Origin of the sequence: Ralstonia pickettii (assembly GCF_001699815.1) — a bacterium.
Lineage (GTDB): Bacteria > Pseudomonadota > Gammaproteobacteria > Burkholderiales > Burkholderiaceae > Ralstonia > Ralstonia thomasii.
The window spans coordinates 108,528-135,364 of sequence record NZ_MCGB01000096.1; the positions used below are offsets into that span (position 1 = coordinate 108,528).

Sequence of the window (26,837 nt, forward strand, 5' to 3'; positions counted from 1 at the left end):
TAGCATTACTTGTTAGGCCCAAAATGCAGAACACAAAATATTTCGAACTCAATCGCCGTGCCACCTGGCTCGAGTTGTTCTTCGACCTGATTTTTGTGGTGGCGATCGGTGACGTAACGAATATCCTGAACCACACGCACGAGGGTCATCTTGACCCACCCCAGTTCTGGCAATACGTCCTCGCTTTCATACCCTTGTGGTGGATTTGGGTCAGCCACACGATGTATGCCAACCGGTTCGACGCGGATGACCGGAAGCATCGGCTCGCAACCCTGTTCATCATGTTCCTGATGATTATCATCTCAGGCTTGATCGACCAACGATTCCTGGCCAGCTTTGAGGCCATCATCGTCTGCTACGCTTGTTCGAAATACATCATCGCCATGATGTATTTCGTATCGAAGCAACGGCATAAGGAAAGCGTGCATCTCACAACGGCAGTTGGGTGGGTGACCCTCGCTGGCGCCACCATCAGCCTCGCTTCGATCCTGTTCCCGGCGCCACAGCGATATGTCGTGTTTTACCTTGGAATACTGTTCGATCTGGTTGCGTTCCTCTTTTTTTTGCCCCGTCATCTCCAGGGTATCCCAGTGCATACCGAACACCTGATCGAGCGTGTGGGCCTGCTCACGCTCATCTTACTGGGAGAGTCCGTTATCAGCCTGTCGGCGGGACTGGCCAATATTAGCTGGACTGTGGTGAGGCTGATGACCGCCGCCACCGGCTTCGTGACGATATCCAGCATCTGGTGGGTCTACTTTGACAGTTTTCACCTGTTGTCCAGACAGAAGCTCGCGACCGGTCATTCGGTCGCGTATTCGCATCTTTTTGTTTTCATCGGCCTGTCGATCCTGGCGAGCCTGATCCGGCATGCGATCCTGGACGACATGCAGGTATCCGATTTCCGGATACTGTTGGTCATCGGCACGGTCTGCTTTTTCATTGGCAAGCAGTACGCCTATTTCATGGAGCGTCCTGAGTTGCGGCGCCAGTTGGTCGTCAACACCCTGGTCGTGTTTGTGTTGACCGGGCTTGCCCTGCTATTGCCCAGAACCAGTTACATCCTGCTTGGCCTGACCGCTACGGTGATTTGTTATGCTTTCCTCAGTCTCAAATACCTGACCGTCCCCCGTGGGCGTCAGGATCATCCACGCAACAGCGCTATCACGGGAGACCAGCCATGAGCGACACAGCAAGTTCGGGTGCGATGCGGATGGCGTCCCAAGTTATCTGTGTCGAAGTAAAACGAGTCGAAACGGCCGGACTTCTGGCGGTTGTCGACGGCGAATATAGGCGCGAGCCCCTGCATCCTGCTACCGGCGTTGTACGTTGGATCAACCTGCTGTCTAATAGACAACGTCGCTGTCTATTAGAGAACGCCGAAGTAGGCCGTTCGGCACATTCCTACGACCGAAGCTTAATTCATTGGAAGGTCGGAGGCAGTTCCATTAGGGCCAAAGATTTCAGCCCTGCCCGTGGCTCTATGCCCTACCGCCTGAGCCGAGCAGCAGCATGCGTCGTCATGATCAGTAGGTAGACGGTCCAATGACGAACTCGCGACTCGGGACGCTCTGCTACAACGTCCCAAGACCCGCATTGCGCGGGCCTCAACGGGAAGAAACCCGTTTGGACAGGTTATGCCTTATTCCGTCCCGTTGGGCCAAGTTGTGCTTTATGGCCTAGCGCCAAGCCAGACTAAGCCCCTGTGCAGCCGGCCACGTTATGCTTTATTCGTCGGCCACGTTATGCTTTATCGGCACGGCGCACCTTAACGGGCGGGTCTTCAAACGGTCGCAAAACCGATGGGCAAAAAAAATCCGACGTTTGCGCGTCGGCTTTTTTCATTGCGGTTACGCCTCGGCGACCTTCAGTCCGCCTCCATACGATCCCGCGCTTCCTGCAGCAAGGTGATAACCCCTCTAACGCTGCCAAGCGCCTCTTGCGGACACGCTTTCTTATTTCGCGAAAATTGATCGCTCCCCTTCGCTGAGGATTTCCTGGCATGCGGCATCAATCGCATCTCGGGCTTTTTCCACTCTCTGATCGCCCCGGCGTCGCATATGCTGCCGCCAGCGCTCCAGTTGACCACGAATATCGTCCCAGACCAAGGTTCGACGCGGGGCGCGCTGCGCTGTGCGATGAGACAGCATGGTCACTTGTTTGCAAGTGTCGGCCGGTGGGGACCAGTTCTTCAGAGCGGCGTCAGTACTTTGGCAAGTACTCGTCCGGCGTGCCCAGCGATCTGAGGAAGCGCTGGCAATGTAGGCATGCCGCGATGCTTGAGCCAGTGATGTACCGTAACGTAGATGAACGACGTCAATATATATGTGCCCCCCCTCGAGAGGGGGGACGCCCTACATCCACCAACGTCGGTAATCAACGGTTCGATTTGGTTTGCGCGGTCGCGCAACCCCACCAATTAACTACGTTGGCAGATGAACCGAAGCGCCTGCGCATCAACTACACTCGGCCAAAACAAGAAAGGTTGTGGTTTGCGAATTCATATGAGATGGGCAGATTTACTTGGCGTAAGCGGAGCCCGGCGTTTGAGCACCGTTGAAAGGCTGCCGGAGTATGAGCAAGCGCTGTTGCGGGTCTATCTAGGCCCGTTCCCCTTCCTGGCCTATACAGTCGTTGCACTCATCCAACCAACGCCTGAGGCATACCGAACGCTATTGGTATGTCTTTTTTATGCCGTATTCAGCGTCGGTACGTATTTGGCTGTCAACACAGTGTCCGCCCCATCGCGCACGCGCTTAGTGACGACCACCGTCATGGACCAGGCGTCGGTGGTGATGATTCTTGCCGCAGGAGGCCGGATTGCATTGCCCATGCTTTGGGCCTTTTTCTGGTTTTTGGTAGGCGCAGGGTGTCGCCATGGCAAGCGCATGTTGGCACTCTCCTGTACTGTCGCGCTTGCTGGCATTGTCACGCTCATGCGATGGGCACCGTGGTGGCAAGAGAATTTTTCCGCCGCGCTGGGCATCGCCTTCGGGGTTACCGCAACCTCGATCTACTTGTCAGTGCTGGTCAACAGGCTCGAGAAGCGAGCCGCTACCGACCCTTTGACGGGTCTGAGCAATCGCAAGAGCCTTGAGAAGGCCGTCGCACGCGTCCTTTCTGCTCAAGACGGGGAAGCGTACCGAACGGCTCTGTTGCTCATTGATTTGGACGGGTTCAAACAAGTCAACGATGCATATGGGCACGGAGTAGGAGACTTGCTGCTGCAACGCTTTGCCCATGCCTTGCAAGCTCGGATGCGCCGGGGCGATACGCTCTCCCGCTTGGGAGGCGACGAGTTTGTGATTCTGGCGCGCGACCTTTATACCAAGACAGACGCGCAAGCCATTGCAGATGAAGTCCAATCGGTACTGAATGCGATTCAAACCGTTGATGGGCATCCGGTTTCTGTGTCGGCCAGCATCGGCGTCTACCTGTTTTCAGCCGACACGCGAGACGCCCCACTCGACATCCCCGCCATCATGCGTCGCGCAGATAGTGCGATGTATCGCGCGAAGACCTCTGGCAAGAACCGGACTGTGTTCATCGACTAGCGTTTCCTCTGTGATGGCGGGTGAGCTGACAACTCGCTCGCCTCCAACTGCGATTCCGCTGCCGTTGCCAGATTTTTATCCCGCGCCCGTCCGCCAGGCGTTGCATACCCGCACCTAATCTCGAAGCAGTCTTGACGACGTGTGCACCACACGCCGCATCCAGACCGTTTGAATAAGAGCCACGACTCTACTTCGCGATCCTGTCACATGATGGTCCGAGCACCACTGCTACTGTCCGCGCGTTCTAGGGATGCCCTCAGGGCGATAAATAAGCAGGAGAAGTAGCGTGACTCAGAAGATTTCAACGGTGCGTTTCCAGACGCGCCGCCGATTGCTTGGTGCGGCGGCCGCAACGCTCGCCGGTGCCGGCTTGTCTGCATGTGGCGGAGGCGGCGATGGCAGCCTCTCGGGGGATTCAGGTGGCGCCTCATCTACGGGCAGCGCGCCCGTGCCAACCCAGTTGGTGCCACCGGTCTTGCCCGGTCCTGCGCAGTCGGGTATCGACCACGTCGTGCTGGTGGTGATGGAAAACCGATCGTTCGACCACTATCTGGGCTGGCTGCCAGGCGCCCACGGAAAGCAGGCTGGACTCCAGTTCATCGACGCCTTTGGCAATCCGCAGAATTCGTTCCGCCTCGCGACTGATCCCAAGTATGGTTTCCAGGGCTGCGGCTTTGCCGATCCGGATCACAGCTACGAGGGAGCGCGCACCCAGCTCAATGGCGGGAAGATGGACGGATGGTTGCTCACGGCCGACACAAACAAGACGCCTGGCGACCTGTTTCCAATCGGCTACTACCAGGCCGAGGATTTGTCTTTCTTCGGATCCGCCGCTCGCGATTGGACGGTATGCGACAGCTACCACTGCGGCATTCTGGCGGAGACGTATCCGAACCGGTTTTACTTGATGTGTGGCGAGACTGACCGGTTACACAACTCCAATGCAACCTGTTCGCTCCCGACGATCTTCGATCGCTTTGCCGAAAAGGGCGTGTCGGCCAACTATTACTTCAGCGACGTGCCGTTCACGGCGCTGTTTGGCGCCAAGTATCTCAATACCTCCAAACCGTTCGCAACGTTTTTGACGGACGCCGCAGCCGGCACCCTACCTGCATTCTCATACGTCGATCCGCGCTTTACCGGGGAGAACCCGCAAGGCGTATCGGCCGATGATCACCCGAACTCGGATATCCGCAACGGACAGGTCTTTCTCAATCAAATCTATGATGCCGTGCGTAATGGTCCAGGTTGGCAAAAAACGCTGCTGATCATCACCTACGACGAGTGGGGCGGCTTCTTCGACCACGTGCCGCCGTTCAAGCGCCCGGTGTCTGCCGCAGAGACACAGTTGGGCAACGACGGCTACCTCGGCTTCCGTGTGCCGATGGTGCTGATCGGGCCCCGGGTCAAGCGTGGGCACGTCAGTCATTGGCCGCTCGACCCGAGTTCAATCCATCAGTTGCTAACCTGGCGCTTCGGGCTGAACGCCCTCGGCGCGCGTGGCGGGCTGCCGGACACCAATTCGATCGCCTACGCGCTCGACTTCGTCGCTCAGCCAAACCTGTCTGCGCCGGCTTACTCGGTCCCGCAAGGTCCGTTCGGGGGCGTGTGCTCCGGCTCCATCACCGGCAGCGTCCCCGGCATCAGCGGCGTTCCTGGCATCAGCTCCCTTCGCACGATCGCCACCTCGTTGGGCTTTCCTCTTCCTTGAATCATGGCCATCATGCGACTTTCCAAATTGAACTGGCTGACCAGCGGCATCCTCGCAACCTTCCTCGCCTGCCTGCTGACGGGCTGCGGCGGCGCGAGCGATGCAGCCAACTCGACAGGTGGGCCTTCGGCAGCAGTGTCGCCGGCTCCAGTCTCGCCACCCGCGCAGGCCCCAGTGACGCCAACCGCAAGCCGGATCGGCCATGTGTTCGTCATCGTGCTGGAGAACAAAGGCTATACCCAGACTTTCGGCTCTGGCAGCCAAGCGCCTTACCTCGCAAACACGCTGACGAGCCAAGGCGCGTTGCTGACTCAGTACTACGGTACCGGCCACAACAGCAACGATAACTACCTGACCATGATCAGCGGTCAGGCACCCAATGCGCAGACCCAGGCTGACTGCCAGTACTACACCGACTGGTTGGGCACCATGAGCCCCGATGCCAACGGGCAGGTGACTGGAACCGGCTGTGTCTACCCTGCCGCCATCGGCACGATCGCCAGCCAACTGGATGCCAAAGGGTTGGCTTGGCGCGGCTATATGGAAGACATGGGCAACGATCTCACGCGCGACGGCAGATCGACCTGCTCCCACCCCGCCCTCAATGGCAAGGACGGCACGCAGTCCGCCATCGCGACGGACGGATACGCGACGCGCCACAACCCGTTCATGTATTTCCACTCCGTGATCGACAACCAGTCGTATTGCGACAGTCATGTGGTGCGGCTCGATTCGCTGGCCACCGATCTGAACAGCGTTGCAACCACGCCCGCGTTCTCCTTCATCGTGCCAAACCTGTGCAACGATGGTCACGACGAGCCCACCTGCGCGGACGGCAAGAGCGCAGGCGGACTGCCGGCGGTCAACCGGTTCCTGCAGGCCTGGGTGCCGCAGATCATCAACTCACCGGCGTTCCAGTCCGATGGCCTGCTGATCATCACGTTCGACGAAGCGGATACGAATGACACCTCGGCCTGCTGCGGTGAGCCGACTGGGCCAAACTCGGTCGCGCCGGGCCTGACCGGCCCTGGCGGTGGCCGCGTCGGCGCGGTGGTGCTCTCCCCCTTCGTCAAGCCGGGCACGGTCAGCAATACGCCCTACAATCACTATGCCCTGCTCAAGAGCATCGAGGACGTTTTCGGGTTATCGCATCTTGGCTATGCTGGCATGAACGGCCTGCAGGGCTTTGGCAGCGACGTGTACAGCGCCGCGCGCTGATCTCTCCCGCGATGCCGTCGCGATCGACATCGGGCTGGCCAAAAAGACTACGGCGAGATGCCCTCGGTGGCTGAGGGCATGCGCCAAGCTGTCAGATGGGCGTCTGCGGCTCCGTCTGCCCCCCCTCAAGGAACGCCGGGAACCACCGCTCGGCGATCACACGACCCTCGCGCATGCCTGCGGCGATCGCTGCATCGGCCGAATCAAGATCGGCGGACACACGATGGAGCCGCTGCATCTGCGGATAGGACATGGCACCGTCCCGTGGTGCGCAGATAAACCCTGTGTATGCGTATCTGAATCCGGAGCCCCTGCCGAGCACGGCCAGCACCTGTATTGAGCAGCCCCTGAACTGCTGAATTGCCCACTGCTGCATTCCAGCGCCCCCAAGTATTCATCGCTGTCTTGATATTGTCGGCAGGCGACGGCTGCAAGGCAATTGTCGAAGACTTACATTACATGTATGACATTTTTGTCATTGCTTTCATGTAACTTAATTCAAAGAAGATAGGTCGGGTTTTTCCTCCTCGTGCGCAGCCAAGATGGCTGCGTTTTTTTGCCGATTCGGTGTTCAGGGGTCCGCTGTAGGTTCGCACCTGTAGGGGGCAAGGGGGCAGTTCGCGTATGCCGGTCCATACAAGCGCTGATTGGCAGATCGTCGTCAGCGTGAATACCGCACCATCAATCCTTTGCTGGTCGGCCCGTCTTCACAGACTCTAGTTTCGCTACGACGGCGAGCAGACGATTCGCCGGCATCGCGGCCAGTAGGTTGACTCCAGCGCGCAAGAGTTCGCTCTTCTTGACCTTCCTACCACCTGCGAGACACCTCTCCTTGATCTCGGCGAGCATTCGATAGTCTGATTCCGGCATCGTGAAACTGTCCCGCACAACCTTGGTTTTCTTCGGCTTCTCCGGTGCCATCTCTCCCGCTGGGGTAGCCACGCTGGCAGCACGCTTTATCTTCTTCTGGTTCTTCTCTTGCCCGGTTGGCAATGCCGCCGGCTTGGCCGAGCTTTGTTTGGTTGCTCGCGCGCCTGCGCTCGCTTCAGATTTGGTTCGGCCAGTCTTTGCTGTCGCACTGGACGATGCGTTCTCAGCCACTGCCGCTTGCTTTGCCATTTCGAGTTCCATCTGGTGCCCCCTTTTCTGATGTGTACTGAAACAGTATATATAGTTTCCGACGGGCAAAAAATTTGAACACACCGATCAGGCTGAGGCCCGACGCCTCCTGACAAAGCTCGGACCGGATCTTGCCCACTGCTTCTGTGGATAAGTGACTGCACCTCCCCGACCGGTGCTCCAAGTAGAACCTCAGCGCTCGCAAGGAAGACACCCTAATGCGGCAATAGCAGCACGACGTCGGGCCTTCTTCTCCTTTCTAAGCCATTGCACAAACAGTTCGTGGGCTGTCGCGTACTCCGGCCTGACGGGGACTTGGGAGATGTAGGTTGCCCCGACAACCACGTCGTTCAGCTCTCCTAAAGCGTCTTGAAGCTGTTCCAGTCGGCGAATTCGTTTGATGTCCTTCTTTCCCAACACGGGCGAGAAGAACTCAAGCAGGTAACGCAGTCGCTTGATTTGGATACGCGTCTGATGCAATTCCTGCAAGCCACCATTCGACGCGCGACGAAGCGCTCGATTCACCCGCCTGGACGCCGCTGCAATACTGGCGGGCGCAAACTTTCCGAGCGTCTCGCTGGTCTCTGGCTGTGCCTGCGTTGCGTTGCCAATCGCTTCTCTAAAGTCAGCCATCAGCTTCTCAGGCCCGATGCCTTCGAAGGTAACGCGGCTCTCGGCACGCGCGCGCTGCCTGATGTCTTCCAACGCCTCCAGCAAGATCAAGGCAGAGGGCTGGCTCGGCGGAACGGCAGCGCGCAACAGCACGTTGACGATGATGTCCCAGTTCCTCGGCGGCCCAATTTGAGCCGCAACATCCGCTAGCCTGCATCGCCAGTCATCGGCCAGCGCCTTCGGAAGCAGGTCCCGATAGGCCCACAACAGCGCCCGCAGTCTACGGATGGCGACTCTCATCCGATGACCGATCTCGGGGTCGTTGCTCCGTAGATACTCTGGTGCCCAGTGCTCGACGATTGCGATCTCAGGCGTGGCCAGCCGAGAGAGCATCGACAGGGCCTGTGCTTCGGCATGCAAAGGAGATGATGCGGCGGAGTTGACCATCAGAATTGCCCATTGAGATCAGAGCACCGGTCGCAGCGAGCAGCCCAATCTCCCAATTGAATCGATGCGCGGCTTGCTGACACACACATGCAGTCTCATCACTCCATTGAGAGGTAGGAGCCAAGCCGGAGACGTTGGCCACCAGACTATCAGCCCACTGTAGACGAGTCCTCGGCACTGGCCTTGACACCTATCAACCGTAAATATAGAGGACACGGCGCGAGCGCGTCGCGCTTCAACAGCGGCAGGGTGGTAGACGGCGCACATATTTTCGCAGCAATAGTGCACTGCAAAAATTCATCTTAAGTGGCACGCAGATTGGCCGATAAGAAGACGTCCAGGCGAGGACCAGGTCTCGCCGAACTCGTCTTACCCGTCATCATGAAACTGTCGATCAAACTGCCCCTCGCCTTTGGTATTGCGCTGCTGCTGATGTTCTCCGGAGCAATCTACGGAATCGCTTCGCTCAACCACTCCATCGTTGAATACAACACCACCGTGCAGGCCCGCGTCGCCGATGAGCGGGCGGTGACGAAAATGCTCGTTACCTTCAAAACGCAAGTGCAGGAGTGGAAGGACACGCTTCTGCGTGGTGAAGACCCAGTCAAGCTGGACAAATATTGGGCGGCCTTCCTGAAAGGTGAGCAGGCTGTTTCTGATCAGGCAAAGGCGCTGCAGGATTCGCTTCCACCTGGCAAGAGTCGAGACCTGATCAAGCAATTTGCCGAAGCGCATGTCGCCATGGGCGTCGGCTACCGAAAGGGCCACGATATGTTCGTCGCCGCCTCGTTCGACCCTACGGTTGGCGACAAGGTCGTAGCCGGGGTCGATCGCGAGCCAGCACGCCTGCTGGATGAAGCGGCTCAAGAGATCGCGAAGGAAAGCATCGCCGTATCAGCCAAAACGGCTGAAGCCGCGCACACCGCATTGGTCGTCAGCTCCGCACTGATGCTCGTGGCATTCGGGCTGGGGCTGGCCGGCGCTTTCATATTCAGCCGCACCATTACGAAGCCACTTGCCCGCGCGGCGGATGTGGCCAGCGCGGTTTCGCATGGCGATCTAGCCAAGCCGTTTGACTCACGCGGCACAGACGAGATCGGTCAATTGCTCCATGCCCTCAAGCAGATGCAAACCAACCTTGCCAACGTGGTGAGCGAAGTGCGTCGGAATGCCGAAGGCGTTGCCGCTGCCAGCTCACAGATTGCTGCGGGCAACCTGAATCTTTCGTCGCGTACGGAAGAACAGGCGGCGTCGCTGGAAGAGACCGCCGCGAACATTGGGGAGCTGACCTCAACCGTCCGACGCAATTCGGAGAGCGCCGTGCAGGCCTCCTCGCTCGCGGGGCACGCTTCCGACACCGCAGCACGCGGCGGCAAGGTCATGAACGAAGTTGTGCAGACCATGCAAGGCATCTCTGAGAGCTCTGCGAAGGTGGGCGAGATCATTGGTGTCATCGACAGCATTGCCTTCCAGACCAATATCCTGGCCCTCAACGCTGCAGTTGAAGCGGCCCGTGCCGGCGAGCAGGGCCGGGGCTTTGCCGTCGTGGCAGGCGAGGTGCGCACGCTCGCGCAGCGTAGCGCCTCGGCAGCCAAGGAAATCAAGGGCTTGATCAGTCAATCCACAGAGCGCGTGGAAGCGGGGGCGCGGTTGGTGCACGAAGCCGGCACCATCATCGATGACATCGTCACCTCGGTGCATCGCGTGACGCAGATCGTTGGCGAGATTTCCGCAGCTTCGGCCGAGCAAAGCACCGGTATCGATCAAGTGAACGTTGCCGTGGGCCAGATTGAAGAAGTCACCCAGCAGAATGCGGCATTGGTGGAAGAGGCGTCGGCTGCCGCGCATGCCATGGCCGAGCAGGCCGATTCACTGCGCCGCGCGGTTGCAGTCTTCAAGCTCAGGGACAGCGCGGTGGGCGCCTGACGAACAGGCCACGCGGTATGCAGGAATCTGCGGATGGCATCACCTGCTCATCGAGTTGCTGAGCGCAGGGCTTGATGCTGGCAAGCGCACTGCAGCCTGTCTTTCGAGTAGCGCAATACTCGGATCGATTATTTCTAAAAAAGAAACATTAAAGAGCCGTTCATCTGGATTGTTTACTTATTGCTGTCACATAACTGACGCATTATCTCGCCTTAGCGTTCGGGGGCGCGTTCATTAGCTGGTTACGACAGGCCCCATCGCAGATTCATTCGTTCAAACAGCAATTGAGGCTAACAGTGAAAAAAACTCTCCTCGCAGTGACAATCGCGGCCGGCACCGTGCCTGCCGCCGCATTTGCGCAGTCGTCGAATGTCACGCTTTACGGCATTGTTGACGCCGGCGTCAGCTATCAAAGCCACGTGAAAGGCGGTGCCAACAGCAACGGCTCGGTCACCGCGCTCACCTCTGGTGGACTATCTGGGTCGCGCTGGGGCATCCGTGGCGCTGAAGATCTGGGGAATAACCTGAAGGGTATCTTCGTATTGGAAAGCGGCTTTGACATCGACACCGGCAAATCTGCGCAGGGTAGTCGGTTGTTTGGTCGCCAGGCCTACGTAGGCTTGCAGGGCGATTTCGGCGCCGTCACGCTGGGGCGTCAGCAAAACGCGCTGTACGACCTGTTCGCAGCTTACGATCCGATGGCCGTTGGACCGAACTACTCGCTGAATTCGGTGGACAACCAATTCAATGGCCGCGCCGACAATGCAGTCAAATACACGGGTAAGTTCGGCGGGTTGACTGCGACGGGTTTCTATAGCTTCGGGCGCGACAGCAATTCCGGACTCGGCGGTGAGGTCCCAGGCAGCTTCAAGGTCGGCAAGAACTATGGCGCGGGCGTAGCTTACGCAAATGGTCCGCTTTCGGTGGGTGTCGCCTATGACCAGTACCAGGGCAGCACCATTGCTGCCTCAGCACTCGATGCCAAACGCGCTGCCATTGGCGCGTCTTATGCAGTAGGCGATGCCAAGGTGTTTGCTGGTTATCGCTGGTTGCGCGATGAAGTCACGACCGGCACTGCACGCCACGACAATCTTTACTGGCTCGGCGCGCTCTACAAACTTACCCCTGCGTTCACTCTGACGGGCGCTGCCTACTATACGAACGCACGTACCGACAGCAACAGCTCCTGGATGTTCGTGCTGAACGCGGACTATGCGCTGTCCAAGCGTACCGACGCCTACGCGCTGATCGGCTATGTGAACAACAAGGGAAACGCAACTTATGGCGTGACTGGCACGGCTAACACGCTGCCGGGTCAGAACCAGACTGGCGCGATGGTTGGCGTGCGTCACCGCTTCTAATTCAGCCCAATAAGGCAGGTCGACGCGTCGGGGGACGTGTCGCCGCTAGATCATATCGACCTTGACTTGTCACCGGGTTCAAGGACGTTTGGCCGGCGCTTTCGCCGGCCATTTTTTTTGGAACGCGGCAGGCGCCACACTCTTAACGAGATGCGCTGCAAGACCGCTGCTACGCACCTATCCGGGCAGGGCTGCCGTCGTTTCGAGCGGTTAAGACGTGACGACGGAAGATTCCCAGCTCAATGGGGGCGAGGATCGTCCGCTGCGCTTGGAGCCTGGGTGTCTCGTGAATGTTACTTTCAGGCCGGGAAGAAACCTCCCTCTGCCAAGCCCGACCAACCGTTAGCACGAGGCATACGCCATCGACCCACGACGCTCCACCCGATGCCGTAGCAGCGTCTTAAACCGACACGCTGATAGACGGCGCTCTTTTCTTGGTCCGTCATGGCGCTTTGCATTGCTGAAAACAGTATTAAGTGGCACGCAAATTAGTCGATAAGAGGACGTAGAGGCTGAGACCCTGCCCGGCCGTCATCGCCTTACCCAACACCATGTACCTGTCGAGCAAGTCAGCACGGCCGTCGATCGGATCGAGGAGGTCACAGAGCGGAATGCAGAACTGGTAGAAGAGCGTTAGGCCGCCGCTCATACAATGGCCGAGCAGGCCGATGCACTGTGTCGCGCGGCCAATCTTCAAGCTCGGGAACAGCACGGTGCGGTGGCCGCTTGAGAGCCACGCAACTGCTATTCCCAAAATCTAGCAACAGAATCGCCTGCCAGCGGATTCGTTCGTTCTGCGCTCAGTTGTCGAATACGGTTTTGCTCCTCTTGTTTCGCCAATTTTTTGTCACCACCCCGATCTCATGCTCAGCCCCCTCATTCTGGTAGGTATTGTGATCATGTCTTGCCTGATGAGCGTCGCCATCCTTGGTTCGCTGCTTCGGACTGGGGTGATGGGTATAGGTCGCTGGTGCTTAGCTCATGCACTGTTGGCCACTGCTTTGGCGTGGATGTTGGTCGCCGGTACTCAGCCAGGACAGTTCACGACCATTGGGGCTGCGTTGATTGCGGTGACGGCCATGCTGTTGCTCGTGCAGGGGATGCGGCAGTTCTTCGGCATGAGTTACGTACGGCACGACGAAACTGCGGCATTCGCCATCGCCTTCGCAGCGTTGGTGTACTTTACTTACGTGTCGCCGAACTTCGGTGCGAAGATCGCGCTCGTCTCCATTTTGCTCGCTTATTCACGAATCGCTGTGGGTACGTTGGCGCTGCGTCACGCGCCGCGTGACGGTGCGCGCTACCCATATCGATTCGTTGCGGCGGCCGCCTATCTGGGCGCGTTATTCCATATCGCGCGGGCCGTCGCTGGAGGCTTCGGTGTGCCGCAAATGGCTCTTCTGGATCCCTCGCCCTGGAACGTTCTGTTTCTCGGGCTCGCAATTGTCACGTTGCCGTGCCTGTCAACCGGGATGGTGATGCTTGCACATGATCAGCTCGCGCGAAGAATGGAACAGCTCGCGAGTATCGACGAACTGACCGGTGCACTGATGCGACGAGCCTTCATCGAAAAGGCGAACGCGGTGCTTCGCGAAGCGGTTGCAAAGGGCAAGCCGGTATCGATCGCCATTCTGGACATCGACGAATTCAAAGCCGTCAACGACGCTTTTGGCCATGCAGTCGGAGATCGGACCCTTAGACACGTCGCATCTGTTGTGACCGCACGACTGCGGTCGAGCGACCTTTTCGGGCGTCTAGGCGGGGAGGAATTCGCGATTATTTGTGTGGATGCACAAAAGGCAGACGCAGCGGCGTTGATAAACGAACTGCGGCTTGCCGTCGAACGATCGCCAACAGAAGGCGTCCGCTGCACATTCAGCGCCGGGGTCGAATGCGTCATGCCCGGAGATACGTTGGAGGTTGCCTTGGCGCGGGCTGACGCGGCACTGTATCTGGCAAAAGCCACAGGGCGCAATCGAGTCGTCACGGCGCCAGAAGTCGAAGAGCGCGACGTTGAAACGCATTGAACCGCAGCCACTTTGAAATCCAATCTACTGAATCACGATGGCCGAACTGTGGTTTTACGATGACCATCGCATAACTTCCCGACTCGAAACCAGTTCAGCTAGGTGGCTTTCAACGGAGAGTACGCTTCTCCCCTCTAATGGGTGGTTAAGTTTCTTTTCAATCCACTGATAATGAAAGAACGCAGAATATTCAATGGTTCCCTATTGTTGCGTGCTCTGCGTTTTCTGACGCTCTTCCGGAGGGATGAAGGCGTCTGCGCCCGAGTCGTGTGCAGGGGCGCTTTTTTTCTATCAGAAGCAAACGTTTGACTCACATGAGAAGGCCGACGTCCTACTCTCATCAGGGAGCGTCGTGGAGCGATGCTAGCTAGAAAAGCCCCAGAGGCTCCGCCGCCCATCCCAGCTGTAAGTTACGCCCTCTGCCCGCCACCCAATGTGAACAACGACGCAAAGCGCTATCCGCCCTGCGACCGAGCCGTTACGGCCGCTGTAAATTGCCGCTTGGGTGAAAGATGCTTCCGGGGACCACCGCGCAGATATCGAAGCCCATCTCGTTGTCGTCGGTCTCTTCTGCGCCTTCGAGCGCCCAGTGCGCCCAATCCTTCAATCGCCCGCACGTACTTGCACGAGCGTCGATCGACTGGTGAAAGTAGGCCTGCAACATCAACTCCGTCAGGTGAAATGAAAACGAGTTGACCTGCTTGGCGCCTTGCGGGCCTTCTACTATCCACCACGCGTGGACGCCTATCCCGTCTAGCTCATCGCCTTCAAGTCGCAGGACGGCGCGACGGGGCAGCGTCTCAGTTAGCGCATCTTGGAGTTCACGCAGACAAGTCGTCTCGGCTTCGCTGATCCACTCGCGCATAAGGCCTCCGCATTTCCGCATGCCCACATTGACGGGCCGCCATTCGAAGGTAGATGCTGCGTAACCCCGTGCGTTGACGGCGCACAACGAACCTGCGTTTAGAGAGTCAAGCAGCGGACAGGACAGAACCCAGCCGCTGTTGGACAGAACTTCCGCTCACATCAGTGGCGGCAATGACGCGCCACGATAGAGCGAAAAATCGTGTTCCCGGTCTTCACGGCCCACTTGAATGGCGTCTCGCTCATCGAGAAAGAAGACGTTTGGCGCGGTGAGCACCAGGTCGTAGCCTGTGTCTGCGCACAACTCTCCGCCCTGAAATTCCAACTGGACGTACAGCCATTCGCTCACGCGCCGACAGATCTCCTCCCGTCTTGGGTGGTTCAATCGGCAGTACGCTTTGGCCTCTGCCAGGCTGAAATGCACGGCTAACGCACATTCCTGCCGATTTCCACGGACTGTCGACATCGACCATTTCGCTGCCACGTCATAGCCGCCGCAGTGGGCTCGGGCCGACCTGACGAGCGCTCCTCTGGGTAATGCACGGCACACCGAGGACTCCAGTTCCCAAAGAGCGGCGGCGACCACCTCGTCTGGTTGATGCTCAAGCATGATGCTCCCCCGTTTTTAGCCTATTGGATGGCTCTTTCTAATAGGACCCCACGGTATGTCGATGCTGGCCTTCGCTGGCTGATACAGATCAAATTCTGGATGGGTCGCTCAGCAACTGAGAAGTAGCGCTCACCGGTTTTCGGAGGTCCAGGGCCGCTGACCGTCCTTTTTCCCACCCTTGAAGAAATGGCCAACCGCCTCCTCAGCCGCGACCCCCGACCGCTCCACAACCGCTCTGCAATCGCCCGCCAGCACGCCTGGCATGCCGGCTGCTTCCTCCACGGGAGCGCAACGGAGCCCATGCATGCATCAGGGATTACGAGCAGCAAAACAAGCAGCCGCAGGTTGGTTATTCTTTCTGGTATCGACGTCCGGCAGCGGGCTTTCGCTTGCGCAGCCGGCTGAGCCGCACCCGGCATCGCCAGACGCCGCTCCAGCGGTTCAACCCAAGACGGCAAAGCACTCCTTGTCGCGGTATCCGGACACCATGCCGGCCTCCGCACCGAAGTCGCCCGCCACGCAGCCCGCGGACACTTCCGCGGGAACGCGTCAGCCTAGTGGTGGTGATTCGGCCGGCCCAGGTGCCGCCGCCGCAGGGCCCGGGGGCCCGGCCGACATGCGTGCCGAGCCCGTACGCAAGCAGCCATTGCGCTGACGCTGTCGCGGGCGGCTGTCGCGGGCGTCGGATGAGGGGGCATCTAATGAGAGCAATCGATGACCAGCGCAGCGGACCTGATCGTAACCACGCCCAGCGGCCTGTATTGCACGGCAGGCGACTTCTACGTTGACCCATGGCGGCCGGTTGACCGCGCCGTCATCACGCACGCCCACAGTGACCACGCCCGCGTCGGGCACCAGCACTACCTCGCTGCCGCCCCTGGGGCCGGCGTGCTGCGCGCGCGCCTGGGTGCCGATATCCCCCTGCAGACGCTGCCGTACGGCGAATCCATCGTCCACCACGGCGTCCGGCTGAGCTTCCACCCGGCGGGTCACGTGCTGGGCTCCGCGCAGGTGCGGCTGGAATACGGCGGCGAAGTGTGGGTCGTGTCCGGCGACTACAAGGTCGAGGCGGACCGCACCTGCACGCCGTTCGAGCCGGTGCGATGCAATACCTTCATCACCGAATCCACCTTCGGGCTGCCGATCTACCACTGGCGGCCGCAGACCGAGATCTTTGCGCAGCTCAACGCATGGTGGCGCGGCAATGCCGACGCGGGGCGCGCAAGCGTCGTGTTCTGCTACGCGTTCGGCAAGGCGCAGCGCATTCTTTCTGGCCTCGATACCGACATTGGGCCGATTGTTTCGCACGGCGCCATGCTGCAACTGGATGCCGCCTATCGACACGCGGGCGTGGCGCTGCCACCCACGCAACTCGCGACCGACGTGCCACGCGCGGACTTGCGGCGTGCCCTCGTGCTGGCACCGCCCTCCGCACAACGCACGTCGTGGATGCGGCGTTTTGGTGACTATGCCGATGCGTTTGCCAGCGGCTGGATGCAGCTTCGCGGCGCACGTCGGCGGCGCGGCGTCGATCGCGGCATCGTGCTGTCCGATCATGCCGACTGGCCCGGCTTGCTGCAGGCCATCGACGCCACGGGGGCCACGCGTGTCTATGTCACGCACGGACAGGTCGCGCCCATGGTGCGGTGGCTGGGCGAACGCGGCCTGGATGCGCGCGCCTTCGCCACCGAGTATGGCGACGAGGCCGAAGAAAGCGAAGCCGCCGGAACAGGTGATACGCCCACCGCAGGCGCGCCAGAGGACACGCCCGCGTCATGAAAGCCTTTGCCGATCTGTACGCGCAGCTCGACGCCACCACATCGAGCAACGGCAAGCTGGCCGCACTGGTGGCCTATCTGCGCACCGCGCCCGATGCAGACGCTGCGTGGGCTGTTTACTTCCTGGCTGGCGGCAAGCCGCGCCAGCTGGTGCCGGTGCGCGTGCTCGCCAGCTTTGCGCAGACCACCTCCGGCTTGCCCGAATGGCTGTTTGACGAGTGCTACCAGGCCGTGGGCGACCTGGCCGAGACCATCGCGCTCGTCCTGCCCGATGCAGATCACGCAGATGACGCCAGCCTGGCCGAATGGATGGAAGCCCGCCTGCTGCCGTTGCGCGGGCAGCCACCCGAAGTGGTGCTGCCGCGTCTGGCTGAACTGTGCCGCGGGCTCCCGCTGCATGCGCGGCTGGTGTTGATGAAGCTGATCACGGGGGCGTTTCGCGTGGGGGTGTCGAAACTGCTGGTCACGCGCGCGCTGGCTGAGGTGGGCGGCACCGACCCCAAGCACGTCGCGCAACGGCTGATGGGCTATACCGACATCGGGCAGGCGCCCGCCGCGGAGCGCTACCGGGCGCTGCTGGCCGATGCCAGCGTCGACGGCCACGCGCTCGATACCGGGCACCCGTATCCGTTCTTTCTTGCGCACCCGCTGCAGGCCGAAGTGGACGCCTTCGATAGCCTGCTCGGCGCGCCCGCTGAATGGCAAATCGAATGGAAGTGGGACGGCATCCGCGCGCAGCTCGTGCGCCGCGCCGACAGCGCATGGCTGTGGTCACGCGGCGAGGAACTCATCACCGAACGCTTTCCCGAACTGTCCGCCATGGCGGAGGTGCTGCCGTCCGGCACCGTGCTCGACGGCGAGATCGTGGTGTGGCATGCGGGCCGCGTACAGCCGTTTGCGCTTCTCCAGCAACGCATCGGCCGCAAGACGCTGAATGCGCGCGTGCTGCGGGAAGCGCCGGCCGTGCTGCTGGCGTATGACCTGCTGGAATGGCAGGGGCAAGATCTGCGCGAGCGCACGCAGAGCGAGCGGCGCGCGCAACTCGAACGCGTGATTGCCGAATGCATCCATCCGGCGCTCGAGCTGTCTCCGCTGCTTCAAGGCGACGACTGGCAGCATCTTGCGCAGCAGCGGGAAGCTTCGCGTGAGCTGGGCGTGGAAGGGCTGATGCTCAAGCGACGCAATGCGCGCTACGGCGTGGGCCGCACCAAGGATGTGGGCGTCTGGTGGAAATGGAAGGTCGATCCGTTCTCGGTAGACGCTGTCCTCATCTATGCGCAGCGGGGCCATGGCCGGCGCGCGAGTCTGTACACCGACTACACCTTCGCCGTATGGGATGCACCGCCCGACGCGCCCGAGCGCAAGCTGGTGCCCTTTGCCAAGGCGTACTCCGGTCTGAGCGACGCAGAGATCCGCCAGGTGGACGCGCTGATCCGCAAGACCACAGTGGAGAGCTTTGGCCCGGTGCGCAGCGTGGCGCCGACGCTGGTATTCGAACTCGGCTTTGAAGGCATTGCGCGCAGCGCGCGGCACAAGAGCGGCATCGCGGTGCGGTTTCCGCGTATGCTGCGCTGGCGACACGACAAGCCCGTCGCAGAAGCCGATACGCTGCAGACGCTGGAAAGCCTGTTACCGCCGTCATGAACGAACCTGCACTGCCCGACCTTGATACGTGGTTTGCTGCGCGTGGCTGGACGCCCATGCCCTTCCAGCGCACCGTGTGGTCGGCCATGGCACGCGGCGAATCGGGCCTGCTGCATGCCACCACAGGTGCGGGGAAAACCTATGCGGTCTGGCTCGGGGCGCTGCAGCGGCTGGCGCAGGTGCGCGGGCGCGGCGGCGCACCGCCGCTGTCGGTGCTGTGGCTCACACCCATGCGCGCGCTGGCGGCCGACACCACGCGCGCATTGACCGAAGCCGCACAGGCATTGGCGCCGCACTGGACGCTCGGCTTGCGCACCGGCGACACCGGCAGCGCCGAACGCGCCGCGCAATCACGCCGCTTGCCCACGGCCCTGGTGACCACACCCGAAAGCCTGTCGTTGCTGCTCGCACGAGCCGATGCACGCGAGGCCCTCGGCTCGGTGCGCGTGGTGGTCGTGGATGAATGGCACGAACTCGTGGGCAACAAGCGTGGCGTGCAGGTCCAGTTGGCGCTGGCACGGCTGCGCACGTGGTCGCCTGATCTGATCGTGTGGGGGCTTTCCGCCACGCTGGGCAACCTGGCGGAAGCCATGGACGCGCTGGGCGACGCAGGAACCCCCACCGCCGGCACGCTGGTACAAGGGCACCTGCCCAAGCGTATGGAGATCGATACGCTGCTGCCCGATGGCGTAGGCCGGTTTCCGTGGGCCGGACATCTTGGCATGGCGATGCTGCCGCACGTGTTGGAAGAGTTGGAAAGTGCCAGCACCGCGCTGGTGTTTCTCAATACGCGCTCGCAGGCGGAGTTGTGGTATCAGGCGGTCATCAATGCGCGGCCGGAATGGGCGGGGCTGATTGCGTTGCATCATGGCTCGCTGGATCGCGCAACGCGCGACTGGGTCGAGACGGGGCTCAAGCAAGGCATGCTCAAGGCGGTGTTCTGCACGTCAAGCCTGGATTTGGGTGTGGACTTTCTGCCGGTGGAGCGCGTGCTGCAGATCGGCTCGCCCAAGGGCGTGGCGCGGCTGTTGCAGCGTGCGGGGCGATCTGGCCACGCACCTGGCCGGCCCTCTCGCGTGACGGTGGTGCCCACGCATAGCCTTGAACTCGTGGAAGGCGCTGCGGCCCGCGCTGCGGCCATGTCAGGACAGGTGGAGGCCCGCACATCGCCACACAAGCCGCTGGATGTATTGGTCCAGCATCTGGTGACGGTCGCACTGGGCGGCGGCTTTGTGCCCGACGCGCTGCTGCAGGAAGTGCGCCGCGCCTGGGCCTACCGGGATCTGCACGACGACGAGTGGCAATGGGCGCTCGATTTCGTGCGACAGGGCGGCCACTCGCTCACAGCCTACCCCGACTACCACCGCGTCATGCCCGATGAACACGGCATCTGGCGCGTGCCCGATGCACGGCTCGCGCGGCGACACCGCATGAGCATCGGCACCATCGTCAGCGATGCAACGATGACCGTGCGCTGGTGGCACGCGTCCGGTGGCGGCGCACTGGGGTCGATTGAAGAAGGTTTCATTGCGCGGCTGCGCCCCGGTGACAACTTCATGTTTGCAGGCCGCCTGCTGGAGCTGGTACGCGTGCAGGACATGACCGCCTACGTAAGGCGTGCCACCGGCAAACGCGCCGCCGTGCCCCGCTGGAACGGCGGCCGCATGCCGCTTTCCACCGAGCTGGCACACGCGGTGGTGACGCAGCTCGACGCGGCAGCACATGCGCGCTTCGACAGCCCCGAAATGGAGGCCGCGCGGCCGCTGCTGGAGTTGCAGGCGCGCTGGTCTGCGCTGCCCACCACGGCAATGCTGGTCGCCGAGACGCTGCACTCCCGCGAGGGCTGGCATCTCTTTCTCTACCCGTTTGCCGGGCGGCATGCGCACCTGGGCCTGGCGAGCCTTCTGGGCTGGCGCGCAGCCAATCGCACGCCGGCCACCTTTTCACTCGCGTTCAACGACTACGGCCTCGAACTGCTGTCGGCCACGCCCATCGACTGGCCGGCGCTGCTGGCCAGCGGCGAACTCTTTGCCACTCACACGCTGATGCACGATGTGCTGGCCAGCCTCAACGCCGGAGAACTGGCGCAACGCCGCTTTCGCGAGATTGCACGCGTATCGGGTCTGGTGTTTCAGGGCTACCCCGGTGCGCACAAGAGCGCGCGCCAGTTGCAGGCATCTTCGGGCCTGTTCTATGAAGTCTTCCGGCGCCACGACCCGGGCAATTTGCTGCTGTCGCAGGCCGAAACCGAAGTGCTGCGCCAGGAATTGGATCTCGACCGTATCGAAGCCGCCCTCGTCCGCATGCGCGGCTTGCAGCTCCAGCTATGCGCACTGAAACGTCCATCGCCGTTCGGTTTTCCGTTGATGGTGGAGCGGTTTCGCGAGCAGCTTTCAACCGAGAAGCTCGCTGATCGGATCGCACGCATGCTGGCCGAAGCAGAACGCGCCGCCGGTCCCGAGCCCACCGACCCGGATGCCGCAACACGGCCGGAGATCGAGACAGATGTACAGGCCGCATTGCGCCTGACCGAATCGCCCGACGCAGCAGGCAAGTCCAGCCGCCGCACGCGCCGGCCACGCAAGACTTCGAAGCCGCTCCCACTGCTATGACGCCTCCTCAGGACCTCGTCATCCGATGCGCGGGCGAAACCGTATGGCTCCTGCCCGAGCGCGCGCTGTGGTGGCCCGCACGACGCATGCTGATGGTGGCCGATGCGCACTTCGGCAAGGGCGCGACATTCCGCGCGCGCGGCGTGCCGGTGCCCACCGGAAGCACCGGTCAGGCTATCGCCCGCTTGGATGCGATGCTGGCGCGGCTGCCCGTCGCACAGATCGCGTGGTTGGGCGACCTCCTCCACGCGCGCGAGGCACACGCAGCGCTGGACGCCCTTGTCGCCTGGCGCGCCCGGCACGCCGACGTAGCCTGCACGCTGGTCCGCGGCAACCACGACCGTCATGCGGGCGACCCGCCTGCGGGCTTGCACTTCAACGTGGTGGAAGAGCCGTGGCCAATCGGCCCCTTCGCGCTATGCCATGAGCCGCAGGTGGTGCCCGATTGCTACGTCATTGCCGGTCACGTGCACCCGGGCGTCGTCATCAGTGGGCGCGCAAAGGACCGGCTCCGGCTGCCATGCTTTCGCTTTGGTCCCACCAGCGCGTTGCTGCCCGCATTTGGCGAGTTCACAGGTTTGTGGACCGCACCGCCCGAGCCGGGGGAAGCGCTCTTTGCTATCGCCAACGACCGCGTCTGGCCGCTGCCGAGCTAAGGCGCAACTTCTCGTTGTTCGTGCGGGGGATCGACTCTCGAGTGAATCGGCGCGCGTTGTTGTTCGCCTGCCCCGAACACACCGGCGGGTAGGCCGCGGGCGAGCGAGTAGATGGCAATCACGGCAAGGGTGAGCGCCGCGATCGCAAGCAGTTCTCGCATATGCATGAGCGCCTCCATATTTGTTCGGGCTTGAAACGCGCGGTGTCTGACGCAGACGCAATGTCCAGGCCCGAGTGACGCTGCACCCGGGCCTGGATGCGGTCATCACGCCTTCGCTTCACCAAGCTCCGCACCGGTGGTCGGATCGACAGCCGGGTCCGAAGCCAGACGCGTCTTCATGGCCTCCAGCGCAGCCAGTTCGGCATCGGTCAGGTTGACCGACGCGTTGCCGTCTCCGCCGTCCGCAGGCATCGGGGGGTCTGCGACCAACTCAAGACCCGTACCGCTATTCCACGGTGCCTGCACGATGGGACCACCGCGCGACATCTTGAAATACGCATCGCTGAACTCCGGCACCGGCGGCAGCTTGCCGGGGGGGAAGTTGCCGTTGATGGCGTAGAGCGCCTTCTCGAACGACTTCTGATGCGCCACCTCGCGCGTCATGAGAAAGCCAAGCGCATCGCGCACACCGGGGTCGTCGCTCACGTTGATCAACCGTTCGTAGATGATCTTGGCGCGGGCTTCGGCCGCAATGTTCGAACGCAGGTCCGCCGTCGGCTCGCCCAGTGAATCGATGTAGGCGGCCGTCCACGGAACGCCTGCTGAGTTGGTCAACGATGGGCCCCCACCATAAAGCACCTGCGTCACATGGCTGTCGTTACCGGCGCCATTGAGCTTGCGATACAGCTCCGCCTGCTCATCCACCGCTTCCGCCAATTCCCCCTTGGCACCGCGATTGAGCATGGCGACGATGGTGCCGATGATCTCAAGGTGGCTCAGCTCCTCCGTCGCGATGTCGTACAGCATGTCCTTGCGGCCTGCATCCTCTTCTGCCACGGCTTGCGTGAAATAGCGCATGGCGGCAGCAAGCTCGCCTTGCGGGCCACCGAACTGCTCCAGGAGCAGGTTGGCCAAGCCAGGATCGGTTTCGCTGACCCGTACGGTGTACTGCAATCGCTTGTTGTGCATGAACATGGGTGTTCTCCGGAAAGGATGGGTGCCTTCATGGCGCGTCCCTTCTCCGCAACACCCATTCCATCGCACGCTGCACGCTTGGCCAGCGAGCCATCGGGTACGAGCGTTGCGAAGGGCCCTGCGCCGCCTATCCTGGAGCATCCATGGACGACAGTCTCGCGCTTGAACCCGACGGCTCTTCTGCATCGAGATGCGTCATTGCCCACGCGCGCGAAGCGCTGGACGGCCGGCGACGTGGTTGGCGCACGTTCACGCCGTTTGTCGGGCCGGCCGTGGTGGTTTCGGTGGCGTATATCGACCCGGGCAATATCGCCACGGGCATTGAAGCCGGCGTGCGATACGGATATCAACTGCTTTGGGTCGTGCTCGCATCCAGCCTGGTGGCGATGCTGTTCCAGATGCTCTCTGCCCGCGTGGGCATCGTGACGGGCCGGAACCTGGCGCAGCTCTGTCGCACGCACTTGCCCGCGCCGGCCGGGCTTGGCATGTGGTTCATCAGCGAGCTTGCGGCCATGGCGACCGACCTTGCGGAGTTCGTCGGTGCCGCCGTCGGTATCGCTCTGCTGACCGGGATACCTTTGCTGTACGCCATGGTCCTCGCGGGTGTGCTGACTTATCTTTTGCTGATGCTGCAAGTGCGGGGGTTCCGCTCTGTCGAACTCATGATTGGCGCGCTGGTGGCCGTCATCGGTATCTCTTACATCATCCAAGTGTGGATCTTGCCTGTCTCGTGGGCGGCGGCGCTGCGGCAAACCTTCGTTCCCACCGCACTGCCGCCCGATGCGTTCATGTTGGCGGCTGGCATTGTCGGGGCCACGGTGATGCCTCACGCGCTCTTTCTCCATTCGGGACTGGTCAATACGCGCGTGCGCCCACGGAGTGCGTCTGAGACATCGCAACTGCTTCGCTATTCCAACCGCGAGGTGGTGGCAGCGCTGGCCGCCGCGGGCTGCATCAACCTCGCCATGGTGGTGGTATCAGCAGGCGCGTTTCACGGCGCACATGCGGAGGTGGCTGGCATTGAGGATGCCTATATCACCCTGGCGCCGTTGTTCGGGGCATCGGCGGGGCTGGTGTTTCTGGTCGGGCTGATCGCATCGGGGCTCTCAAGCTCCGCGGTCGGCACGATGGCGGGCCAGATGGTGTTGCAAGGCTTCCTGCGTGTACGCCTGCCCGTATGGATGCGCCGACTGATCACCATGGTGCCGGCGTTCATCGTCATCGGCGCAGGCATGGATGTCACGCAGGCACTGGTGCTCAGTCAGGTGGTTCTGAGCATGGTGGTGCCGTTTCCCATGGCGGCGCTGATCTGGCTGGCACGCCGGCCGGACCTGATGGGGCAGCATGCCGCCGGGCGCGGCCTGGTTCTAGTGGCGACGGTTGGGGCCGTGCTGGTGGCTGGGTTGAACGGCGCGCTGCTCGTTCATCTCGTCGCATAGCGATGCGGGATGACGCTACCGCCCTGACCCGGTCAGGCGGGCGCCGCACATACCCACGCTGCCGCAAGGAAGTCGGCCAGCGAAACATGGCCCAGCACGACGTCCGCCGGTTTGTCGAAATCCTCGTCCAAGGTCACGGCAGTCATCTTTGCATAGGCGCGCCCATCGCCATGTGCACCGCGCCACGTTGCCGTTGTCTTGACTGCGCACTTCGGCAGCCGAGCGCCATCCTCCATCATTGCCTCGCGATGGCTCCGAAGGCTCGATAGCAGCGTTTGTGCCCGTGGAGAGATGCAGCGCAGCAGATCAGCCTGCCCAGGCGCGACAGTGCTCGAGATACTGGCGCTCATGCAGCCCAAGCAGATCGACAATCGAAGACCAGAGCCAGAACGGCGCGTCGATGGAGCGTCCATGACGCGCCCGCAACTCACGGTGCCATGCCATCGCGACATCCCGGGGCATCTGGCTGCCATGCGCAAGGCCGACGACGTTGCCCAGATATGCGGCCAGGACCGTGGCGTCCTTGTGCTCCAGCTTGTCGACCGACAGCTTCAGGTCTTGCGGTTGCAGCTCGCGCATGAAAAAGCTACCGCCAAGCATGCGCCCCCATGCCATTCGATCGCCCAGGTCAGGAGAAAGACGGCGCGCGCCCGTGACCACGCGCTCGCCGTTGATCCGGGGCATCTCGCCTGAAGAAGCACTGGGCGCCGCCGCCTTGCCCGCCTCCTTGATATCGATCAGCCGATACCGCGGCCCGCGGTCCTGATCGACGGCCAGCAAGACGGCATAACGCCGCTGACCGAGCGAGCTGCACCCTTTGACCCAGTACGCCGCATCCACAATGCTGACAGAGGCTTCGCCCGGCATTTCGTAAAGACGCGCCACCAGGGCAAGCACCTCGTGCTGGCTCACCAGATGTTTCAGTTCGCGCCGCTCTTCTCGTGAGAGCGGCCAGAAATGGCGCCCTAGCGGAATGGATGGAGACGTGTCACTCAGCCGCTCCTTGGCCAGCTCTTTCCACGTACGTGCAGTCGCCGCTTTCATGGCTGTGCGCACGGATGCAGGGCGCGGCGGCAAGCGCAACGCTGCATCGGGGTCGATGCCGTGCAGGTACCCCGCCATCAGCGCCTCCACCATGCGTGCGGTCACGATGCCAGGGAGGTCCGAACCGCGTGCGGCCGTCGCCAACGAGACGCCAAGCCGGATCAGGTCGTGCGCGGGATTGCCCAGCACCGTCTGGTCCAGATCCCGGATCTGTATGCGCGCGGCGCCGGAAGTATGGCCGATCGGGCCGAGGTTGCCGACATGGCAATCGCCGCAAATCCAGATGGTCGGCCCCTCGGGAAACGTGTGCGACTGCACCTCGCTCAGCCACTCGTAGAACTTTGCGGTGCTGCCGCGAACGTACGCATGCGTGGAGCGCGTCATCTTCGATTGGCGCAGCCGGGCGAGTATGGGCGCACGGTTTTTGGGGCTCACCGCGCTGTGCGACGATTTTCGTTGGGACATGTCTGTGCTGAACCTGGGATGCTTTAACTGGGTGATGGACCCCAAACCGCATGCAATAAGTGTTCCCTGGCCCCTAAAACAGCCTAGATAACGCCTCCACGGCGGTCAACCTTTGCTATGCTTGCTCGAAGCGCGCTGCACAGGTGTCGCTTCCATTGAATGGTCAACTTTACCCAACCATCTATTTTCACTATGGCCACCAAAACCAAGACCGCTGCCAAGACCGCTGCCAAGAAGGCCGCGCCAGCAAAGAAGCCTGCTGCAACGACGCCAACCCTGAAGCCTTTGAAGGACACGTTCACCAAGGCGAGCCTGGTGAGCCATCTGGCTGAACAAGCCGCCGTCGACGCCAAGGCGGTGAAGGCGGTGCTGCTCCATCTGGAGAACACCATCGTGGCTTCGCTGCACAAGAAGGGCGCGGGTGAGTTCACGCTGCCGGGCCTGTTCAAGGTGACGTCGGTCAAGGTGCCGGCAACCAAGCGCCGCTTCGGCAAGAACCCCTTTACCGGTGTGGATCAGTGGTTCGAAGCCAAACCGGCAACCGTGCGCGTCAAAGTCCGCGCCTTGAAAAAGGTCAAGGACGCAGCGGTCAACAGCTGATCGCCGCCGCAAAA

General features: G+C 61.5%; 20 protein-coding genes. 13 read left to right on the plus strand and 7 right to left on the minus strand.

Translation table 11 applies throughout. The features are described from left to right. The first annotated feature begins 23 nt into the window (after positions 1-23). From BEK68_RS20665 to BEK68_RS20680, 4 genes are all read left to right on the plus strand, one after another. Complete coding sequence (locus tag BEK68_RS20665; RefSeq protein ID WP_065851881.1) at positions 24-1,184, plus strand: low temperature requirement protein A; 1,161 nt, start codon at positions 24-26, stop codon at positions 1,182-1,184. Between the two features lie 1,362 nt (positions 1,185-2,546). Beyond that, positions 2,547-3,554, plus strand: a complete 1,008-nt coding sequence (locus BEK68_RS20670) for a GGDEF domain-containing protein (RefSeq protein WP_316851923.1) — start codon at positions 2,547-2,549, stop codon at positions 3,552-3,554. Positions 3,555-3,840: 286 nt separating this feature from the next. Further along, a complete protein-coding gene (locus tag BEK68_RS20675) occupies positions 3,841-5,265 on the plus strand; it encodes an alkaline phosphatase family protein (protein WP_024541805.1) in 1,425 nt (474 codons plus the stop codon). 3 nt (positions 5,266-5,268) lie between these two features. Next, complete coding sequence (locus tag BEK68_RS20680) at positions 5,269-6,483, plus strand: alkaline phosphatase family protein (RefSeq protein WP_004631569.1); 1,215 nt, start codon at positions 5,269-5,271, stop codon at positions 6,481-6,483. Positions 6,484-6,574: 91 nt separating this feature from the next. On the opposite strand, the gene BEK68_RS26280 is transcribed toward BEK68_RS20680, so the two are convergent. The 3 genes from BEK68_RS26280 to BEK68_RS20695 form a co-directional block, all read right to left on the minus strand. Further along, positions 6,575-6,736 carry a hypothetical protein gene (locus BEK68_RS26280; protein WP_249262951.1) on the minus strand — a complete coding sequence of 54 codons (162 nt, stop codon included), beginning with the start codon at positions 6,734-6,736 and terminating at the stop codon, positions 6,575-6,577. 428 nt (positions 6,737-7,164) lie between these two features. Beyond that, on the minus strand, positions 7,165-7,614 hold the full coding sequence (locus BEK68_RS20690) for a hypothetical protein (protein WP_024541803.1): 450 nt from the start codon (positions 7,612-7,614) through the stop codon (positions 7,165-7,167). A 180-nt stretch (positions 7,615-7,794) separates the two neighbouring features. Continuing rightward, positions 7,795-8,661, minus strand: coding sequence for a CHAD domain-containing protein (locus tag BEK68_RS20695; RefSeq protein WP_004631567.1), 867 nt, complete (start codon positions 8,659-8,661; stop codon positions 7,795-7,797). 381 nt (positions 8,662-9,042) lie between these two features. Here BEK68_RS20695 and BEK68_RS20700 point away from each other — a divergent pair, with 381 nt between their 5' ends. From BEK68_RS20700 to BEK68_RS20715, 3 genes are all read left to right on the plus strand, one after another. Further along, on the plus strand, positions 9,043-10,587 hold the full coding sequence (locus BEK68_RS20700; protein ID WP_024541802.1) for a methyl-accepting chemotaxis protein: 1,545 nt from the start codon (positions 9,043-9,045) through the stop codon (positions 10,585-10,587). A gap of 296 nt (positions 10,588-10,883) precedes the next feature. Continuing rightward, positions 10,884-11,948, plus strand: coding sequence for a porin (locus BEK68_RS20705; RefSeq protein ID WP_004631565.1), 1,065 nt, complete (start codon positions 10,884-10,886; stop codon positions 11,946-11,948). Positions 11,949-12,811: 863 nt separating this feature from the next. Next, positions 12,812-13,975: a GGDEF domain-containing protein gene (locus BEK68_RS20715; RefSeq protein ID WP_024541800.1), complete on the plus strand. Its 1,164-nt coding sequence runs from the start codon at positions 12,812-12,814 to the stop codon at positions 13,973-13,975. A gap of 478 nt (positions 13,976-14,453) precedes the next feature. Here the strand turns inward: BEK68_RS20715 and BEK68_RS20720 are convergent, their stop codons facing one another. Both BEK68_RS20720 and BEK68_RS20725 read right to left on the minus strand, forming a co-directional pair. Continuing rightward, positions 14,454-14,840, minus strand: coding sequence for a hypothetical protein (locus tag BEK68_RS20720; protein WP_024541799.1), 387 nt, complete (start codon positions 14,838-14,840; stop codon positions 14,454-14,456). 156 nt (positions 14,841-14,996) lie between these two features. After that, positions 14,997-15,449, minus strand: a complete 453-nt coding sequence (locus BEK68_RS20725; protein ID WP_024541798.1) for a hypothetical protein — start codon at positions 15,447-15,449, stop codon at positions 14,997-14,999. A gap of 714 nt (positions 15,450-16,163) precedes the next feature. On the opposite strand from BEK68_RS20725, the gene BEK68_RS20730 reads away from it, so the two are divergent. From BEK68_RS20730 to pdeM, 4 genes are read left to right on the plus strand one after another with little or no spacing between them, the layout of a single operon-like run. Next, the gene (locus tag BEK68_RS20730; RefSeq protein WP_024541797.1) at positions 16,164-17,228 is read left to right on the plus strand and encodes a ligase-associated DNA damage response exonuclease; all 1,065 of its coding nucleotides are present in this window, start codon (positions 16,164-16,166) and stop codon (positions 17,226-17,228) included. Beyond that, the gene (locus BEK68_RS20735; RefSeq protein ID WP_024541796.1) at positions 17,225-18,871 is read left to right on the plus strand and encodes an ATP-dependent DNA ligase; all 1,647 of its coding nucleotides are present in this window, start codon (positions 17,225-17,227) and stop codon (positions 18,869-18,871) included. Before BEK68_RS20730 ends, BEK68_RS20735 begins: the two co-directional genes overlap by 4 nt. Continuing rightward, positions 18,868-21,483 (plus strand): ligase-associated DNA damage response DEXH box helicase, encoded by a 2,616-nt coding sequence (locus tag BEK68_RS20740; protein WP_024541795.1) that lies wholly within the window; start codon positions 18,868-18,870, stop codon positions 21,481-21,483. Before BEK68_RS20735 ends, BEK68_RS20740 begins: the two co-directional genes overlap by 4 nt. Continuing rightward, complete coding sequence (gene pdeM, locus BEK68_RS20745) at positions 21,480-22,139, plus strand: ligase-associated DNA damage response endonuclease PdeM (RefSeq protein ID WP_024541794.1); 660 nt, start codon at positions 21,480-21,482, stop codon at positions 22,137-22,139. Before BEK68_RS20740 ends, pdeM begins: the two co-directional genes overlap by 4 nt. 266 nt (positions 22,140-22,405) lie before the next feature. Here pdeM and BEK68_RS20755 read toward each other — a convergent pair whose 3' ends face one another. Next, on the minus strand, positions 22,406-23,275 hold the full coding sequence (locus BEK68_RS20755) for a manganese catalase family protein (RefSeq protein ID WP_024541793.1): 870 nt from the start codon (positions 23,273-23,275) through the stop codon (positions 22,406-22,408). A gap of 143 nt (positions 23,276-23,418) precedes the next feature. On the opposite strand from BEK68_RS20755, the gene BEK68_RS20760 reads away from it, so the two are divergent. Then, positions 23,419-24,714 (plus strand): Nramp family divalent metal transporter, encoded by a 1,296-nt coding sequence (locus BEK68_RS20760; protein ID WP_024541792.1) that lies wholly within the window; start codon positions 23,419-23,421, stop codon positions 24,712-24,714. A 306-nt stretch (positions 24,715-25,020) separates the two neighbouring features. Here BEK68_RS20760 and BEK68_RS20770 read toward each other — a convergent pair whose 3' ends face one another. Beyond that, positions 25,021-26,223 carry a DUF2252 family protein gene (locus BEK68_RS20770; RefSeq protein ID WP_004631553.1) on the minus strand — a complete coding sequence of 401 codons (1,203 nt, stop codon included), beginning with the start codon at positions 26,221-26,223 and terminating at the stop codon, positions 25,021-25,023. 192 nt (positions 26,224-26,415) lie between these two features. On the opposite strand from BEK68_RS20770, the gene BEK68_RS20775 reads away from it, so the two are divergent. After that, the gene (locus BEK68_RS20775; RefSeq protein WP_024541790.1) at positions 26,416-26,823 is read left to right on the plus strand and encodes an HU family DNA-binding protein; all 408 of its coding nucleotides are present in this window, start codon (positions 26,416-26,418) and stop codon (positions 26,821-26,823) included. Positions 26,824-26,837: the final 14 nt, after the last annotated feature.

Coding starts and splice junctions, on each gene's coding strand:
- BEK68_RS20740 (WP_024541795.1), top strand. CDS start 18,868: ATGAACGAACCTGCACTGCCCGACCTTGATACGTGGTTTGCTGCGCGT.
- BEK68_RS20775 (WP_024541790.1), top strand. CDS start 26,416: ATGGCCACCAAAACCAAGACCGCTGCCAAGACCGCTGCCAAGAAGGCC.
- BEK68_RS20690 (WP_024541803.1), bottom strand. CDS start 7,614: ATGGAACTCGAAATGGCAAAGCAAGCGGCAGTGGCTGAGAACGCATCG.
- BEK68_RS20695 (WP_004631567.1), bottom strand. CDS start 8,661: ATGGTCAACTCCGCCGCATCATCTCCTTTGCATGCCGAAGCACAGGCC.
- BEK68_RS20700 (WP_024541802.1), top strand. CDS start 9,043: ATGAAACTGTCGATCAAACTGCCCCTCGCCTTTGGTATTGCGCTGCTG.
- BEK68_RS20725 (WP_024541798.1), bottom strand. CDS start 15,449: ATGCTTGAGCATCAACCAGACGAGGTGGTCGCCGCCGCTCTTTGGGAA.
- BEK68_RS20665 (WP_065851881.1), top strand. CDS start 24: ATGCAGAACACAAAATATTTCGAACTCAATCGCCGTGCCACCTGGCTC.
- pdeM (WP_024541794.1), top strand. CDS start 21,480: ATGACGCCTCCTCAGGACCTCGTCATCCGATGCGCGGGCGAAACCGTA.
- BEK68_RS20755 (WP_024541793.1), bottom strand. CDS start 23,275: ATGTTCATGCACAACAAGCGATTGCAGTACACCGTACGGGTCAGCGAA.
- BEK68_RS20730 (WP_024541797.1), top strand. CDS start 16,164: ATGACCAGCGCAGCGGACCTGATCGTAACCACGCCCAGCGGCCTGTAT.
- BEK68_RS20770 (WP_004631553.1), bottom strand. CDS start 26,223: ATGTCCCAACGAAAATCGTCGCACAGCGCGGTGAGCCCCAAAAACCGT.
- BEK68_RS20680 (WP_004631569.1), top strand. CDS start 5,269: ATGGCCATCATGCGACTTTCCAAATTGAACTGGCTGACCAGCGGCATC.
- BEK68_RS20720 (WP_024541799.1), bottom strand. CDS start 14,840: ATGCGCGAGTGGATCAGCGAAGCCGAGACGACTTGTCTGCGTGAACTC.
- BEK68_RS20760 (WP_024541792.1), top strand. CDS start 23,419: ATGGACGACAGTCTCGCGCTTGAACCCGACGGCTCTTCTGCATCGAGA.
- BEK68_RS20715 (WP_024541800.1), top strand. CDS start 12,812: ATGCTCAGCCCCCTCATTCTGGTAGGTATTGTGATCATGTCTTGCCTG.
- BEK68_RS26280 (WP_249262951.1), bottom strand. CDS start 6,736: ATGTCCTATCCGCAGATGCAGCGGCTCCATCGTGTGTCCGCCGATCTT.
- BEK68_RS20735 (WP_024541796.1), top strand. CDS start 17,225: ATGAAAGCCTTTGCCGATCTGTACGCGCAGCTCGACGCCACCACATCG.